This window comes from Marinobacter lipolyticus (assembly GCF_018424605.1).
Classification (GTDB): Bacteria; Pseudomonadota; Gammaproteobacteria; order Pseudomonadales; family Oleiphilaceae; genus Marinobacter; species Marinobacter lipolyticus_B.
On record NZ_QTKT01000008.1, the window covers coordinates 54259 to 71935 of the forward strand.

At 58.8% G+C, this 17677-nt stretch carries 12 protein-coding genes; 1 reads left to right on the plus strand and 11 read right to left on the minus strand.

Features of this window, described 5'->3' with window-relative positions:
• Positions 1-65 precede the first annotated feature (65 nt).
• The 9 genes from gltB to DYI22_RS11960 all read right to left on the minus strand — a co-directional run bounded on the left by gltB (position 66) and on the right by DYI22_RS11960 (position 12979).
• Positions 66-4514: a glutamate synthase large subunit gene (gene gltB / locus DYI22_RS11920; RefSeq protein ID WP_213478289.1), complete on the minus strand. Its 4449-nt coding sequence runs from the start codon at positions 4512-4514 to the stop codon at positions 66-68.
• 235 nt (positions 4515-4749) lie between these two features.
• Entirely contained in the window at positions 4750-6219 is a 1470-nt protein-coding gene (locus tag DYI22_RS11925; protein WP_228300990.1) for an AAA family ATPase, read from the minus strand.
• Positions 6220-6259: 40 nt separating this feature from the next.
• Positions 6260-7345 (minus strand): 3-dehydroquinate synthase, encoded by a 1086-nt coding sequence (aroB, locus tag DYI22_RS11930; RefSeq protein WP_323132911.1) that lies wholly within the window; start codon positions 7343-7345, stop codon positions 6260-6262.
• Positions 7346-7361: 16 nt separating this feature from the next.
• Positions 7362-7928 carry a shikimate kinase AroK gene (gene aroK / locus DYI22_RS11935; RefSeq protein WP_213478291.1) on the minus strand — a complete coding sequence of 189 codons (567 nt, stop codon included), beginning with the start codon at positions 7926-7928 and terminating at the stop codon, positions 7362-7364.
• A 128-nt stretch (positions 7929-8056) separates the two neighbouring features.
• Entirely contained in the window at positions 8057-10126 is a 2070-nt protein-coding gene (gene pilQ / locus DYI22_RS11940) for a type IV pilus secretin PilQ family protein (protein ID WP_228300991.1), read from the minus strand.
• Between the two features lie 66 nt (positions 10127-10192).
• Positions 10193-10738 carry a pilus assembly protein PilP gene (locus DYI22_RS11945; protein ID WP_213478293.1) on the minus strand — a complete coding sequence of 182 codons (546 nt, stop codon included), beginning with the start codon at positions 10736-10738 and terminating at the stop codon, positions 10193-10195.
• Positions 10739-10740: 2 nt separating this feature from the next.
• Entirely contained in the window at positions 10741-11352 is a 612-nt protein-coding gene (locus DYI22_RS11950; RefSeq protein ID WP_213478295.1) for a type 4a pilus biogenesis protein PilO, read from the minus strand.
• Complete coding sequence (locus tag DYI22_RS11955) at positions 11352-11915, minus strand: PilN domain-containing protein (RefSeq protein ID WP_213478296.1); 564 nt, start codon at positions 11913-11915, stop codon at positions 11352-11354. The genes DYI22_RS11950 and DYI22_RS11955 overlap by 1 nt, the downstream gene beginning before the upstream one ends.
• The gene (locus DYI22_RS11960) at positions 11915-12979 is read right to left on the minus strand and encodes a pilus assembly protein PilM (protein ID WP_213478297.1); all 1065 of its coding nucleotides are present in this window, start codon (positions 12977-12979) and stop codon (positions 11915-11917) included. The genes DYI22_RS11955 and DYI22_RS11960 overlap by 1 nt, the downstream gene beginning before the upstream one ends.
• A 195-nt stretch (positions 12980-13174) precedes the next feature.
• On the opposite strand from DYI22_RS11960, the gene DYI22_RS11965 reads away from it, so the two are divergent.
• Positions 13175-15667: a penicillin-binding protein 1A gene (locus tag DYI22_RS11965; protein WP_213478298.1), complete on the plus strand. Its 2493-nt coding sequence runs from the start codon at positions 13175-13177 to the stop codon at positions 15665-15667.
• A 72-nt stretch (positions 15668-15739) separates the two neighbouring features.
• On the opposite strand, the gene DYI22_RS11970 is transcribed toward DYI22_RS11965, so the two are convergent.
• Positions 15740-17005: a malic enzyme-like NAD(P)-binding protein gene (locus tag DYI22_RS11970; protein WP_213478299.1), complete on the minus strand. Its 1266-nt coding sequence runs from the start codon at positions 17003-17005 to the stop codon at positions 15740-15742.
• Positions 17006-17235: 230 nt separating this feature from the next.
• The gene (rpmE, locus tag DYI22_RS11975; protein WP_213478300.1) at positions 17236-17460 is read right to left on the minus strand and encodes a 50S ribosomal protein L31; all 225 of its coding nucleotides are present in this window, start codon (positions 17458-17460) and stop codon (positions 17236-17238) included.
• Between the last annotated feature and the right edge of the window lie 217 nt (positions 17461-17677).

Consider the following 17677-nt stretch of genomic DNA (forward strand, 5'->3'; position numbering starts at 1 on the left):
TCAACTCGATCTCGACAGGGGCACCGCTCCGTGGCGGGCGCCCCGAACCCATGGTGTTCCGGCGCTTATTCCGGGCGCGCCCGGGTACTTGCCAGCAGGCTGCGCAGGTTGGCTGCCTTGGGTTTCACCAGCCAGAAGCGGCCGATGTAATCGTCGAAATCTTCAAGAATGTGTTCTGCCCACTGACTGCCGGTTTCCGAGATGTGCTCCCGGATGACGCCGCGCAGGTGATTGCGGTAAGACTCCATGTCTTCCCGGGAAATGCGCTGGATCTCGACCAGTTCGTGGTTGTACTTGTCCACGAAGGTGTTATCCATGTCCAGTACGTAGGCAAAACCACCGGTCATGCCGGCGCCGAAGTTGTATCCGGTAGAGCCGAGAACCGTGACCAGTCCGCCGGTCATATACTCACAGCAGTGATCGCCCGTGCCTTCGACGACCGCGTGTGTTCCGGAGTTACGAACCGCGAAGCGTTCACCGGCGGTACCCGCGGCAAACAGCTTGCCACCGGTCGCGCCGTACAGGCAGGTGTTACCGACGATCGAGGTCTCATTGGTATTGAAGCTGCTGCCCCGGGGCGGCTTGACCACCAGCTTGCCGCCGGTCATCCCCTTGCCCACGTAATCGTTGGCGTCACCTTCCAGAATCAGGTTGAGACCGCTGACATTCCACACACCGAAGCTCTGCCCGGCCGTACCGGTCAGGTCGAGGGTGATCGGCGCATCGGCCATGCCCTGGTTGCCATGCCTCGCGGCAATTTCACCGGACAGACGCGCACCGATGGAACGATCGCAGTTGGTCACTCGATAGCTCCAGGCCCCGCCGGATTTCTCGTCGATCGCACCGACGATATCCTTGACCATCTGCTCGGCCAGCGCACCCTCATCAAATGGCTGGTTGCGCTCAACCTGACAGGTTTGCGGCTTGTCCGCCGGAATGTGGTCGTTCGCCAGCAGGCGGCTGAGGTCCAGCTTTTTCTGGCGCTCGGTATCGCCCGGCAGACGTTCAAGCAGGTCCACCCGGCCCACCAGCTCTTCCAGGCTGCGCACACCCAGCTTGGCCATCCATTCGCGGGTCTCTTCCGCCACAAAACGGAAGAAATTCATCGCCATTTCCACCGTGCCTTTGAAATGCTCCTCACGGAGGTGGTCGTTCTGGGTCGCCACACCGGTGGCGCAGTTGTTCAGGTGGCAGATACGCAGGTATTTGCAGCCCAGCGCCACCATCGGGGTGGTACCGAAACCGAAGCTCTCGGCACCGAGAATTGCACCCTTGACCACATCCAGACCGGTTTTGATACCGCCATCGGTCTGCAGGCGGATCTTGCCGCGCAGATCGTTGGCGCGCAGCGCCTGCTGGGTTTCCGTCAGCCCCAGCTCCCAGGGGGAGCCCGCGTAACGGATCGAGGTAAGCGGGCTGGCCGCGGTACCACCGTCGTAACCGGAGACGGTGATCAGGTCGGCATAGGCCTTGGCCACACCAGCGGCGATGGTGCCGACACCCGGCTCAGAAACCAGTTTGACGGAAACCAGAGCCTGCGGGTTCACCTGCTTCAGGTCGAAAATCAGCTGCGCCAGATCCTCAATCGAGTAGATATCGTGGTGCGGCGGTGGCGAGATCAGTGTCACGCCGGGTACCGAATAGCGCAGACGGGCAATCAGGTCGTTGACCTTGCCGCCCGGCAACTGGCCGCCCTCGCCGGGCTTGGCGCCCTGGGCCACCTTGATCTGCATCACGTCGGCACTGCGCAGGTACTCGGCTGTTACGCCGAACCGGCCGGATGCTACCTGTTTGATCTTGGAGCGCTTGTTGGTGCCGTAACGGGCCGGGTCTTCACCGCCCTCACCGGAGTTGGAACGCCCCCCGAGGGTATTCATCGCCACCGCCAGAGCCTCATGGGCTTCCGGTGACAGCGCCCCCAGGGACATGGCGGCAGAATCGAAGCGCGGGAAAATGTTCTCGACCGGCTCTACCTCGGCAATATCAATCGCCTGGATGTCCTTGCGGAAGCCGAGAAGGTCCCGCAGGGTCGCTACCGGGCGCTCATTCACCAGCCCGGCGTATTCCCGGTAATGGCCATAATCACCACTGATCACCGCTTCCTGCAGCTTGCCCACCACATCCGGATTGAAGGCGTGGTATTCCTGACCGTGAACGTACTTCAGCAGGCCACCCTGGGAAATCGGCTTGCGCGGCTTCCAGGCCACCGCTGCCAGCTGCTCCTGATCCTGCTGGAAATCAAAGAAGCCGGCGCCCTGAATGCGACTGGGCACGCCCTTGAAACACAGGTCAACCACGTCGTCTGCCAGACCAATGGCTTCGAACAGCTGGGCACCACGGTAGGAGGTAATGGTGGAGATACCCATCTTCGAGAGAATCTTCAGCAAACCCTTGTTGATACCCTTACGGTAGTTGTTCTTCGCCTCGATCGGATCCATCAGCACTTCACCGGTGCGGATCAGATCGTTCAGCACCTGATAGGCGAGGTACGGGTAAACCGCCGTGGCACCGAAGCCAAACAGCACCGCGAACTGGTGGGGATCGCGAGCCCAGCCGGTTTCCACGATGATGTTGGAGTCGCAACGCAGACCCTTGGCCACCAGGTGATGGTGTACCGCGCCAGTGGCCATGAGCGCATTGACCGGCAACTCGCCTTCTTTCAGGTCCTTGTCGGACAGAATCAGCAAGACCTTACCGTCCCGTGTCGCCTGCTCCGCCTCGTCACAAACCTGACGGATGGCCTGTTCGAGCCCCATTTCGGGGCTGTAGCCAAGATGGATGCGCGCCACTTCAAAACCGGGGCGGTCATTGTTGGAAATTTTCAGGAACTTGGCAGGCGACAGCACCGGGGTGGTCAGGATAATCCGGTCGGCATGCTCCGGGGTTTCCTCGAACACGTTGCGCTCGGAACCCAGACAGGTTTCCAGCGACATGACGATGGCTTCGCGCAGCGGATCGATCGCCGGGTTGGTTACCTGGGCGAACTTCTGACGGAAGTAGTCACCCACGTGCCGCACCTTGCTGGAAAGCACCGCCATGGGGGTATCGTCGCCCATGGAGCCGACTGCTTCCTGCCCGTTTTCCGCCAGCGGGCGGAGAACCTGATCACGCTCTTCGAAAGACACCATGAACATCTTCTGGTGAACCAGCAGTTCATCGGCATCCATCAGGCGGAACTCGGGAGTGTCCTGATTCAGTGTGGATTCCACACGCAAGGCGTTGTCCCGCAGCCACTGCTTGTAGGGGTGGGCGTTTTTGAGACGTTCGTCGATGTCCGGAGTGTGGAGCACTTCGCCGGTCTCGGTATCCACCGCGAGCATCTGCCCGGGCCCTACCCGACCCTTCGCCACCACGTCATCCGGCTGATACCCATAGGTACCGATTTCCGAGGCCAGTGTGATGAAGTCGTCTTTGGTGATGACCCAACGGGCGGGACGCAGACCGTTACGGTCCAGCATGCACACCGCGTAACGGCCATCAGAGAACACCAGTCCGGCGGGACCATCCCACGGCTCCATATGCATGGAGTTGTACTCGTAGAAGGCACGCAACTTGGAATCCATGGTGTCGACGTTCTGCCAGGCCGGCGGAATCATCATTCGCACGGCTCGGAACAGGTCCACACCCCCGGCCAGCAACACTTCCAACATGTTATCCATGCTTGATGAGTCGGAGCCGGTCAGGTTGACCAGTGGCTGCAAGGTCTGCAGGTCCGGCAGGTCCGGCGAACTGAACTTGGCGGCACGGGCAATCGCCCAGTTGCGGTTGCCGTCGATGGTATTGATTTCACCGTTGTGCGCAAGGAAGCGGAACGGCTGGGCCAGCGGCCAGCGCGGCATGGTGTTGGTGGAGAAGCGCTGGTGGAACACACAGATGGCCGTCTGCAGATCCGGGTCCCCCAGATCCTTGTAGAAGTTGGCCAGGTCCGCCGGCATCATCAGGCCTTTGTAGGCGAGCGTGCGATGCGAGAGACTGCAGATATAGAACTCGGAGTCCTCTGCCATATCCCGCTCAGCGTAGCGGCGACCGATGAACAGGCTGATGGCAAACTCTTTTTCTGCCTTGCCCGCGGGCGCCACGAACACCTGTTCGATGCGCGGCAGGCAGTCCAGGGCCATGGGACCAAGGCAGCTGTTGTCAGTCGGCACTTCGCGCCAGCCAAGGATATCCAGCCCCTGCTCGGTCAGTCGTGACTCAATGGCAGCACGCCCTGCCTGGGCCTTGCTCTCATCCTGGTTGAGAAATACCTGACCGACCGCGAACAGGTCGCCGGGTTCCTTGCCGAAGGCGGCTTTGGCAGCCTTGCGAAGGAAGGCATCGGGGCTTTGAATCAGCAGGCCACAACCATCACCGGTCTTGCCGTCCGCAGCAATACCACCGCGGTGGGTCATGCAGGTCAGCGACTCGATGGCAGTTTGCAACAACTTGTGGCTGGCGTCGCCTTTCATATGGGCGATCAGTCCGAAACCACAGTTGTCCCTGAATTCTTCGGGATGATACAAACCTGTCATCATAAGCGTTCTCTCACATAGAAATGCTTTTCAATCAAAGAGTTATAAGCAAATACCGTTAAAGTCACCCTTTGACACTGAAAATGGGGGCTGGATATTCTACACACGTAGAAATACGTACTCAATCCGAAGACTGCTTATTTAAGGGACCCGATAACCAACGAAAAGACTTAAACCCTTTGATTTAAAAGTCTTTTATCGAGCAAATAGAGTTTGCCATGCCCCGTGACGGGTGCCGTCAGAAACCGCCAAACGGTCGGATCCAGGGCGTGATGGATTGCAAATCATCGGGCAGATTGGTGACCGCGGCTCTGGCTGCGCCCGAATCCTCAAATTGACCATAGAATACCACAAACCAGTCCTGATCCTGCCTGGTAGAGCGGGTGTAGCGCAGTTCAGCCACATCAGCGTGCCGCTGCAGAAAATCCGTGGCCGTCTGCTCGCGAAAGCCGGCGACGAACTGGGCGGTGACTCCGCTCATGCGGCGCACATCGCTGACCGCAACAAAGCGTTCGGGCAACGCCGGCTTGAACCCTTCTTCGACCGGCTCGAGTTCCAATTGCGGCTCTGGCTCTGGCTCTGGCTCTGGCTCTGGCTCTGGCTCTGGCTCTGGCTCTGGCTCTGGCTCTGGCTCTGGCTCTGGCTCTGGCTCTGGAGCGGATTGTACCTTCGGCTCTGGCCCAGCAGAAGACGGCACCGGGGCGTCTGAACCGACCGCGGCAGGGAGAGCTGACTCGGGGTGGCCCGGACCGATGGTGATACTTTTCCTGACCCGCTCCGGGGGTTCCACTGCCACATCACGACTTACGGACTGATCGTACTGTTGCGACACGATCCACCACGACACCCCCAGCAAAACCAGCGCCAGCGCCGGCCAGCGAACGCTCATCAGGAAGCGGAACGACGGCCGCTTCACTGCCGGCCCTGCGGACGGCGCCATATCCAGCCACACCGCCGGCGTTACCCGTTGCAACCGGCCAAAGCTGCCCTGACTGAGACGGTGAATCTGTCGCATACGTGAATCGCTGAGCAGTTCGGCATCATTGCCACCCGCGCGATGCACCCTGGGCGCCAGATACGCCCTGGATTCCTCGAGCGTAAGCGGTCGAAGATGGACCTGATGGATCCCCGACAAGCTTGGGTCCAGGCCCAGCATACCAACCAGATCACTGCCGCCACTGAACACCGGTACCGCTGCTGCGGCACGCTCAGCGGCGAGAAACGCCGAGAGCAACGTTCGTAACAGTTCCGGCGGGGCCTTATCGGCGTCGTCAATCAACAGCACCAGTCGCTGCCCCTTGCGCGCCCGGGTTTCCGACCAGCGGAAGAACCCATACAGAGCGTCGCGAGCGCTTTCCGGGGGCTCGATACGCTTATGGGCGATTGCCAAAAGGCATCGTGCCAGCGCGGACGCACTGGTCAGCGCAGCGGCTGGCACGCGGTGAATATCCAGCCGGGAAGACTCACTGCGGACCAGCTCCGCCAGGATCCGCGACTTTCCCGCACCCGGTGCGCCGGTCAGCAGCAAGGCAAGATCACCGAACCCGCAGAGATGGCGCAGAGTTTCCAGTGCGTGGTGACGCATGGCATCCGGGAAGAACGGAGTTTCCATCTCCAGCGGATCGGCCCGAAGGCCGTATCGCTGCTGCAATCTCGGGAACAGGCCACCGCCTTCCAGGCTGTTCAATCCGGCTTCTTCCACGGTCATTCCTTGTTGCGCCCTTTCCAGGTTCGGTTGCCAGGGGCTCTCAGCCCGGAGAATTGCAAAACTCGGCCAGAGTGGCCGCCAGGGATTCCGGCCTGGCATCCGCGGTCACAAAGGTATCGCCGAGCGCCCGCAACAGAACAAGGCGTAAAGCGCCATCGACGTTCTTCTTGTCAACCGACATCAACTCCATGAACTCGCTTGGAGTCATTGCGCCCGGCGGCGTGGCAGGTAACCCCGCGCTCAGGATGAGCGCTCGTACCCGACGGAACTCCGGCTCCGAGATCAGACCCTCCCGACACGACAGGTCAGCGGCCATAATCATGCCGGTGCCCACCGCCTCGCCGTGCAACCAGGTGCCGTAGCCCGCCGATGTTTCAATAGCATGTCCGAAGGTATGACCGAGATTCAGGATCGCCCGAAGCCCCCCTTCACGCTCATCCTGCGCAACAACCTCGGCCTTGCAGGCACACGACCGGAAAATGGCTTCCACCAACGGCTCTGCCTCACGGGCCATCAGCCGACTCATTTGCTGCTCCAGCCAATCAAGAAACCCGGTGTCACGGATCAGGCCGTACTTGATCACTTCCGCCAGGCCCGCGGATACTTCGCGCTGAGGCAGAGTGTTCAGGGAATCGGTATCGATCAACACCACCTCTGGCTGATGGAACGCACCCACCATGTTCTTGCCCAACGGATGATTGATGCCAGTCTTGCCACCGACGGAGGAGTCAACCTGGGACAGCAGCGTCGTGGGTATCTGGATAAAAGAAACACCACGTTGATAACAGGCGGCGGCAAATCCGGTCATATCCCCGACTACGCCGCCGCCCAGCGCGACCAGCGTGGTCTTGCGGGTGTGGCGCTTTTGCAGCAGGGCGTCAAAAATGAGATTCAGGGTTTGCCAGTCCTTGTACTTCTCGCCATCAGGAAGCACCACTGAATCAACACTCTTACCGGAGAAACAGGCCTTTGTCTTCTCAAGGTACAGCGGTGCCACGGTTTCGTTGGTGACAATCATCACCTGATGACCGGCAACATAGGGCGTCAGATCCCGGGCGCCCAGCAGCCCCTGACCAATGAGGATCGGGTAACTGCGCTCCCCCAGATCGACATTCAGTTCCCGCACGACAGGGCTCTGGCCACTATGCATGATTTCGACCTTCCTTTCTGACCTGACGTCGGTGCCTGGGTGTTCGGGGATTGACTCTGTTGACCAGTTGACGAACCACCAGCCGCGGGCTTTTCCGATCGGTGTGCATGACCACATCGGCAAGCTCGGTATAGATCGGGTCACGCACCGCAAACAGGTGACGCAAAACCGCCTCCGGGTCATCGTTCTGCAGCAGGGGACGATTCCGGTCGCGACGGGTGCGCTCTACCTGCTGGTCTATGGAGGTTTTCAGGTAGACAACGATGGCGTCGCGCTTGAGCAGTTCGTGATTCTCCGGCCTCATGACCGCACCACCACCGGTCGCCAGCACCGTGCCTTCCACCTCTGACAACTCGGCCAACATAGCGGTTTCCCGCTGCCGGAAGCCGGCCTCACCCTCTACGTCAAAGATCCAGGGAATATTGGCACCGCAGCGCTCTTCGATAATCCGGTCCGAATCCAGAAATCGGTAGCCGAGCTCCCGCGCAAGCATGCGGCCAATGGTGCTTTTGCCCGCGCCCATCGGACCAACGAGGACTATTCGTTTTGGCAATGACATAACTCGAGCTCATAAACATTCTGGCGGGTGAGAATAGCACAGGGCGGCAGAATCAATAAATTTCAGCCATCCCCAGACGCAAAAAAGCCGCCGGTGTCAGGCGGCGGCTTTTCTGTTACCAATAACGATTACTGGATCAGGTCGCTCTTGATGATCTTCGGGGTGATGAAGATCAACAGCTCACTGCGCTCGTCGATACGTTCGGTGCGCTTGAACAGTCGACCCAGGTAGGGAATATCGCCCAGGAACGGGGTCTTGGTGGTCTGCGTTGCCACTTCGGACTGGAAAATACCACCGAGCACAACCGTTTCACCGTTGCCCACCAGCACCTGAGTGGTCACCTCGTTGGTGTTGATGGCCGGAATGCCTGCGGTGACCTCACCGCGGGAATCCTGGTTCACCACCAGATCCATGATGATCTTGTCATCCGGAGTGATTTGCGGCGTCACTTCCAGTGACAGCGCGGCCTCTTTGAACGATACCGAGGTAGCACCGCTGGAGGAGGCTTCCTGGTAAGGAATCTCTTCACCGGATTTGATCTTGGCAGTCTGGCGATCGGCGGTTACCACTCGCGGCTGGGAGACCACCTCCGCCTGGCCGTCAGTTTCCAGAGCCGAGAGCTCCAGATCGACGAGGAAGTCATCACTGCCCCAGCCAATGGCAAAGGAGGATGCGCCATCGCCGGTCACGCCCAGATCCACTGCCAGCGCACCCGGGAAGGTAATGGCAGTGGCATTGCCATCCTGAGAGGCCTGGCGACCTTCTTCCACCGCACCTTGTGAGCCACCGATAGAGACTACGTTGTCACCGCGCACATCGTAAGCTGCGCCACCCCAGCGAATACCGAGGTTTTCGGCGACGTTGGTCTGCGCCCTGACGATCCGGGCTTCGATGGACACCTGGCGTACGGCTACGTCCCAGGTAGACACCAGACGGCGAATCTCTTCGAGCTTCTCGTTGGTTTCACGCACACTGATGGTGTTGGTACGGGCATCGGAAGAGACGAAGCCGCGGGAGGAAATCAGCTCTTCATCCGCCTGAATCAACGCGACAATGTCCGCCGCCTTGGCGTAGTTGACCTGAATGATATCGAGGCGTACCGGCGCCAGCTCGGCAATCTGCTTACTGGTTTCCAGCTCCAGCTTCTCGCGGGCAGCGATCTCGTCGGCCGGAGCAACCAGCAGCACGTTACCGATCTGACGCTTGTCCAGACCCTTGGTCTTCAGAATCAGGTCAAGGGCCTGATCCCAGGGGACGTTCTGCAGGCGCAGGGTAATGCTACCGCTCACCGTGTCACTGGCCACCAGGTTGAGCCCGGTGAAGTCAGCGATCAGCTGCAGTACGGAGCGCACTTCGATGTCCTGGAAGTTCAGTGACAGCTTGTCGCCGGTGTACGGGAACTTCTCTTCCCGGCGTTCTTCCGCTTCCTGCTCGGAGAGCTTCTCAACGCTGACGGTGAACTGCGAACCGGACTGATACGCGATGTAGTCGTAGTTGCCTTCCGGACGGATTTCGACCACGGCGTTGCCGTCTTCAACAAAGGTATCGATGCGGGTTACTGGTGTCGCGAAGTCGGTTACGTCCAGGCGACGACGCAGGTTCTCCGGCACTCGGGTACCTTCCATGGTGAGGCGGATCTTGCCACCCAGTTCGGAAAGGTCCACCGGGATACTGGAGCGCGCCAGGTCCACGATGACCCGGCCCTCGCCATCCTTGCCACGACGGAAGTCCACCCCGGTCAGGGAATCGCCACCGCCAGAAGACATTGAGGACGAGGAGGAAGAACCGCTCTGGCTCGCTGCCATTGAGGTGCCACTGCCTTCACCGCCAATCGTCATCACCAGCGAGTTACCCTGGCGCACGGTATCGTAGGGCGCCAGCTCCACCAGGTTGAAGATCAGACGGGTGCGATCCTTGGTTTCCACCACGGTCATGCTCTGGGCGTTGCCCGAACCGAGCGGCACGCTGCGACTGTCGAGGCCGCTGCGGGTGTCCCGGAGATCCACGGCAATCCGCGCCGGACGCTCGATGGTGTAACCGGTCGGTTCCGGGGGCTGTCCGTCGAATTGCAACGTCACTTCCAGCTGATCGCCAGGCAACGATGAAAACGACACGTCTTCCAGCGTGACCGCATTGGCCAGGCCGGACAACAACCCAAGAGCAATCACGCCGACGTATACATTGAGTTTTCTGAACATCGCTAGCCTCGACCCCAAACTTTTTTGTTCATGCATGTTTCTTTGATTATTCATACTGCCGCCCCCTTAGCCTTCGTCATCCAGAGACAGGGAACGAGGACGTTCTACCCATCCCCCCTGGCCATTGGGAACGATTTCGATGAGCTCGACACGGGTTTCACTGATGCCGACGATTCGGCCGTAGTTCTGCCCCATGTAATTTCCCGAGCGAACCCGGTGCACGCCACCGGCGTTATCCTGAATCAGTGCAAAGAGCCCTCCCGACGTGTCTGTCAGGGTTCCGACCATCGACAGATCCTTCAGGTCGAAGTTTTCAAGCACTTCCCGCGGACGATCCAGATCCGGCTCCACGTCGCTGACCGGCTCGTTATCTACCATGGTCAACTGAACATCGATCGGCGGCTCGAACGGTGCGCGCCGGTCGGCCGCTGAATAACTGAACGCCTCATAGGCCTGAAACTCTGGCAGAGGCTCTACATGACCCCTCGGTTTGGCTCTGGTATCGGCCATGAATTTGTCAAGATCCGAAAAACCACTTCCCTGGGAACACGCCGTCAGAAGGGATACCAGACAAATTCCCAGCCAGGCTTTTCCCGCATGCTGTCGTGCCATGCTCATTCTCCAGCCCGGTAGCGGTAGGTACGCGCAACAACCTGCATATCAAGCCGTTCGCCATCACCGCCAGTTGGTTTGATGGTTAAATCGTGCAACGTCACAATCCGCGGCAGACTCGCCACACTGCTGACGAACGACGCCAGCTCGTGGTAAGAGCCAGAAACACGGATGTTTATCGGCAACTCTGAGTAGAAGTCACGACGCTGTTCCGGTTGCAAGGCCACTTCCTGCAGTGCAAGGCCGCTGCCCAGCGCTGTATTGGTGATGTCTTCGAGCAGTCCCGGCACCTCGGTTTCACTGGGCAACTGACGCACCAGGGCCCCGAAGGTTTCTTCCATCTCCTCCATTTGCGCCTTGAACACATCAAGGTTGGCAACCTGGTAGGCCTTGTCTTCGTATTTCTTGCGCAGTTCCTGCTCGGTGCGCTCTACCCTTTCCAGTTGAGAGTACTGGTCCTTGATAAAGAACCAGTAGCCGCCACCCAGAATCAGACCAAAGATGATCAGAGCGACGATGGCCTTGATCGGCGCCGGCCAGATGCCCGCATTGTTGACATCAAGATCGTTGATATCAAATTCATTGAGACTTTTCAGTGAGTCCGCGAGGCTCATTACTTATCCTCCCCTTCGGGCTCTGGTGTTTGTTGCTGGACCGACAGGTTGAACTGACTGTACCCAGCCCTGCGGTTGTCGGCGGCCGCCACATTCGACAGATTCGGTTCACTGAACCAGTCCGACTCCTCGAAGCGGCGCATCAGGGTGGAAATCCGGCTGTTGGATTCCGCCATGCCGACAATGTCCACGCGCTCGCCGGTCTTTTTCAGGTCGGTGTAGAACAGACCGTCCGGAAGCGTCCGCACCAGTTCGTCAAACACCCGCACGATCACCGGGCGCTTGCCCTGAAGATCCTGAATAACCTGCATCCGCGACAGCAATTCGTCCCGCTTCCGCTTGAGGTCTTCGATCTCCTTGATCTGCTGATCCAGCTCCTTGGTGGCGGTCTCGATGTAGGCGTTCCGCGACTGCTGGTAGTCAATGCGGCTGTCCAGGTCGGACTTCCACAGGAACGTCAGGCCGGCCGCAATGACAGCGGCCCCCAGAATCATGACCACGAACTGTTTCTGTTTCTCTGCGCGAAGCTCTTCGCGCCAGGGTCTGAGGTTAATCTTTGCCATCAGTCAAAGCTCCTCATCGCCAGGCCACACGCAATCATCAGCGATGGTGCATCGTTGCTCAGCGCCGATGCGTTAACTCTCGACCCCACCGCCATGTCGGCGAACGGGTTCGCCACCAGCGTTGGAGTGCCTGTTTTTTCTTCGACCATTTCCGTCAGCCCCTGAATGGACGCCGTACCACCGGCAAGAACCACGTAGTCCACCGCGTTGTACTGACTGGCACCGAAGAAGAACTGAAGCGCACGGGCAACCTGCTGCACGACCGCTTCCCGGAATGGGGTCAGCACTTCGGAGTCATAGTCATCCGGAAGACCTCCCTGCTTCTTGGCCAGGCCAGCTTCCTCGAGAGACAGGCCATAACGACGCTGAATCTCTTCGGTCAGCTGCTTGCCACCGAATATCTGCTCGCGGGTATAGACCGTCTTGCCTTCGGCCAGAACGCTGAGGGTCGTCATGGTGGCGCCGATATCGACAATCGCCACCACCAACTCTTCCCCCTGGGACTCCAGCTGAGGCTCAATGAGCGAGTAGGCACGCTCCAGGGCGTACGCCTCCACATCGACGATCCGGGTGGTCAGCGACGCGATCTCCAGAGCATCCTCACGGATATCGACGTTCTCCTTCCGGCACGCGGCAAGAAGAACGTCCACCTGATCGGGATTGGTTTCCGAGGGCCCCTGAACCTCGAAGTCGATAGCGACTTCATCCAGGGGGTATGGAATGTACTGATCGGCCTCAAGGGCGATCTGATCTTCCATCTCGAATTCATTGAGGCCGCCATCCATCTGGATGACCTTGGTAATGACGGCAGAACCCGAGACAGCGACAGCAACCTGCTTCACGCCGGTGCGGGATTTGGATGCAACGCGCTTGAGTACTTCCCCAACCGCCTCGACATCGGTGATGTTTTTTTCGACAACAGCATTGGCCGGTAATGGCTCTACTGCGTAGCTTTCGACCTTGTATCGGTCTCCGGTCTTTGAGAGTTCCAACAGCTTCACCGAGCTGGAGCTGATATCTACACCCAAGACGGCACTGGATTTTTTACCAAACAATCCGAACACGCGCTCACCCTATACCTGGTTACATGCACCGGGTTACGTAACATATGTGTTTTTTATTTAAGAGAATTTCTTCAGTTTTCCGTCTACAATGCGATTTCTTCTTTATTTGAGTGACATTGCAACGGTGAAGCGACTCGTCCTTCCTAAAGCAATTTCTCAAATGATAGACCTATATCCAACTGTTGTCAGAAAAAAATGTCTCATTTGTTGCGTACATCTCGCCTGTTTGCATGGTTTTTTTTCACCGGATTAAGTCTTTCGTTGATCGTGGTGTCCGGATTCTATCTTTACCTTCGCCCCGGACTCCCGCCAGTGGATCAGCTGCTTGATATCAAGTTGCAGACACCGCTGCGGGTCTACAGCGCGGACAACAGATTAATAGCAGAATTCGGTGAAAAGAGAAGGGCACCGATCACAATCGAACAGATCCCTACAATTCAGTTACACGCCTTTCTGGCCGCGGAAGACGCGCGTTTTTACGAGCACTTCGGAGTGGACTTTAGAGGCCTGATGCGGGCTGCCATTGAACTGGTATCCACCGGCGAAATCCAGTCTGGCGGCAGCACCATCACCATGCAGGTTGCAAAAAATTACTTTTTGTCACGCGACAGGACGTTCATACGGAAGTTCAACGAGATACTTCTGGCACTTCAAATAGAACGTGAATTGAGCAAAGAGCGGATCCTTGAGCTTTACCTGAACAAGATCTACCTGGGCAACAGGGCCTACGGCATTGCCGCCGCATCCCAGGTTTATTACGACAAACCCATAGCCGATCTGTCACTGGCGCAGATGGCGATGCTCGCCGGCCTGCCGAAAGCACCCTCTGCTTACAACCCTCTGGCCAACCCGGAACGGGCCCAGATTCGCCGCAACTGGATACTGGGCCGCATGCGGGACCTCGGCTACATTACCGAGGATGCCTATGAGCTGGCAGCAACGGCGCCTTTGACCGCCAGCTATAACGCCGCGGATACCGAGGTGGATGCCGACTTCATCGCCGAAATGGCACGAACCGAAATGGTTCGCCGCTTCGGCGACCAGGCCTACACCGACGGCTACAAAGTCCACCTGACCGTCGACAGCACCAAGCAGCAACAGGCCACACTGGTGCTGCGTAACGGCCTTGAGGCGTATGACCGCCGCCACGGCTTCCGCGGACCAATCGGGCAGATTGACAGCGACAAACTACAGCCGGAAAACCTCGAGCGGCTGATTGCCAACTACCCTCGGGTGGAAGCCCTGATTCCCGCCATCGTAACGCAAGTGCGAGACAGTGATGGCGAAGTAGACCTGTTCGCCCGCACCCTGGGCAAAACGGTCATGCCATTTGACACCATGACCTGGGCACGCCGCTACCGCACCGAGAACCTGACCGGTCCGGAACCGGAGAAGCCGTCGGATGTGGTCGGTGTCGGCGACGTCATTTACGTCAAGCCGGCCGCCGAACCGGCGCTCGACACCATGGGCGCCGACGACGCCCCGGGCGGCGACGCCACACAGATGGGCACGATCAACATCCGCAAGGTTGCCCTCTCCCAGGCACCGCGGGTAGAAGGGGCATTGATCTCCCTGGACTCGGATACCGGCGCCGTTGAGGCATTGGCCGGCGGTTACAGCTTCAGCCAGAGCAAGTACAATCGTGCCACCCAGGCCAAGCGCCAACCCGGCTCCACCTTCAAGCCCTTCCTGTACCTGTCGGCTCTTGAGAGTGGCATGACGCCGGCAACCATCTATAACGACGCCCCGATCGTCTTCGATGACGACGAGCTTGAAACCGCCTGGCGCCCGCAGAACTCCTCCGGCCAGTTTTACGGCCCCACACGGCTGCGCAAAGCCTTCTACCTGTCCAGAAACCTGGTTTCCATCCGGCTGCTGCGGGACCTTGGCATCCAGAACACCCTGGACTATCTGGAACAACTGAAGATTCCGACCGACGACATGCAAAAGGACCTGTCGCTGTCCCTCGGCAGCGGACTCCTTACCCCGATGGAACTGGCGCGGGGGTTTGCGGTTATATCAAACGGCGGTTACGACGTTCAGCCTTTCGTGATCTCAAGCATCACCGACGTCAATGGCGAGGAAATCTACCGGGCGCCAGAAGTGGTTCTTTGCGACCGGGAATGTGACGAGAAGGAACAACTGGCCAGCGACGCCGCCTCAGACGACGAAGACAGCGCCCCCGCGGTACGCGTCGCCCGGCGACTGGCCGATGAGCGCTCGATTTACATTCTGCACTCGATGATGCGGGATGTAATCAGACGAGGCACCGGTCGCCGGGCACTGGCCCTGAACCGCAGTGATCTGGCGGGCAAAACCGGCACCACCAATGAGCAGCGGGATACCTGGTTTGCCGGCTACAACCACGAGATAGCCACCACGGTCTGGGTCGGCTTTGATCAGCCAGCGCCACTGGGGCGGCGCGAGTTCGGCGCCAGCACCGCGCTGCCGATCTGGATAGACTACATGAGGGCCGCGCTGAAGGATGCGCCTGTCGCGCTGATGCCCCGCCCCAACGGCATCGTCAATGTCAGGATTGATCCGGAAACCGGCAGGCGCGCCCGCCCCGGCCAGGACGGTGAGTTTGAGGTTTTCCGCGAGGAAGACGCACCACCACCCCTGGACCCGAAAGACGAGGCCGGCAATGGTGACAACGGTGACGAGGACCTGTCACGGCAAATATTCTGACCAACCGGTCAGGCACAAAAAAACCGGCGGGATCACCGCCGGTTTTTTTGTGCTCATCCTGTGACTGACGACTTAGATGATGTCGTCCATGGATTTGAGCGGGTAATGGGCCGGATACGGGTTGCGGGCCACACCGGAATCAACCGCTGCACGGGCAACCGCAGCCGGAACCACGTCCAGCAGGCGCACATCCATCGGCTTGGGAATGATGTATTCCTTGCCGAATTCAAACGCCTCAACACCGTAGGCTTCGCAGATTTCACGGGGCACCGGCTCTTTGGCCAGTTCGCGGATCGCGTGAACCGCCGCCACTTTCATTTCCTCATTGATGGCGGTGGCACGAACGTCCAGCGCACCGCGGAAAATGAACGGGAAACCCAGCACATTGTTCACCTGGTTCGGGTAGTCCGAACGACCGGTCGCCATGATCAGATCATCGCGAGTGGCCAGAGCCACTTCCGGACTGATTTCAGGATCCGGGTTGGAGCAAGCGAATACGATCGGGTTAGGCGCCATCTTGCCCAGCTGCTCAGCACTCAGCAGGTCCGGGCCGGAGAGACCCAGGAACACATCGGCACCGTCCATAGCGTCATCAAGCGTGCGCTTGTCGGTGTCGTTGGCGAACATCGCCTTGTACTGGTTCAAATCGTCACGACCAGAGTGGATCACACCCTTGCGGTCGAGCATGAAGATGTTTTCAGAGCGAATACCGCAGCTGATCAGCAGCTTCATGCAAGCAATGGCGGCTGCACCTGCACCCAGACACACCACCTTGGCTTCTTCAATTTTCTTACCCTGAAGCTCCAGAGCGTTGATCATGCCGGCTGCGGTCACAATCGCAGTGCCGTGCTGATCATCGTGGAAGATGGGCACGCTGCACTTCTCGATCAGAGCACGCTCGATCTCAAAGCACTCGGGCGCCTTGATGTCTTCCAGATTAATACCGCCAAAGGTATCGGCGATACGCTCTACCGTTTCAATAAACGCCTGGGGGCTTTCGGAATTGACCTCAATATCGAAGACGTCAATACCGGCAAAGCGCTTGAACAGTACGCCTTTGCCTTCCATAACCGGCTTGCTCGCCAGAGGACCGAGGTTACCCAGACCAAGAATGGCAGAACCGTCGGAGATAACGGCTACCAGGTTGCCCTTGGCAGTGTATTTGTATGCGTTCTCGGGGTCCTTCGCGATCTCGCGGACCGGCTCGGCAACCCCGGGGCTGTACGCCAGGGAAAGGTCGCGGGAGGTCTGGGTCGGCTTGGTGATTTCAACACTCAGCTTACCAGGCCGCGGCTTGGCGTGATATTCAAGGGCTGCTTCTTTCAGATCTTGAGACATTGCCACTGTTCCGTTTGTCACGTTTAAGAGGTAATAAACCCGCGGGGACCTGCCCCAACGGAGCGCGACATTATGGCGTGAAGGTGTGAATCAGACAAGGGCTGACTGTGCATTTACTGAACAGTCAATAGGGCCATTTGCGTATAGAGGGCAAACCGCTCACTTTATCCACAAAACGCAGGCACAAAAAAAGCGCCCCCCAGGGCGCTTCTTCGGGAAAGACTGAACAATCAGTCTTTCTTGCCACCGGCAATGCGGCCACCGAAACGCTTCTGGAAGCGATCGATGCGACCACCGGTATCCATCACTTTCTGCTTACCGGTGTAGAACGGGTGACACTGTGAGCATACATCCAGCTGCAGGTCCTGACCGATGGTAGAGCGGGTCTTGATCACGTTGCCACAGGAACAGGTGGCAGTGATTTCTGCGTACTTGGGGTGGATACCTTCTTTCATGGTGAACCTCTGTCGGTCATGCCGCTACCTGATCGCGGGAGCTTTCCGCTCCGGGCGCCAGGCACCGCATGTTTGAATCAATTGAGAAGACGGGGCACAATCATGCCCTGCCGGAAACAGACCGCGAATCTTACTTGCAATCGCGACACCAGGCAAGCCCCAGCCTCCGGGGAATTCAGCCTGCACCGGGCCCCGACCATTTCCAAGCCCATTTCAA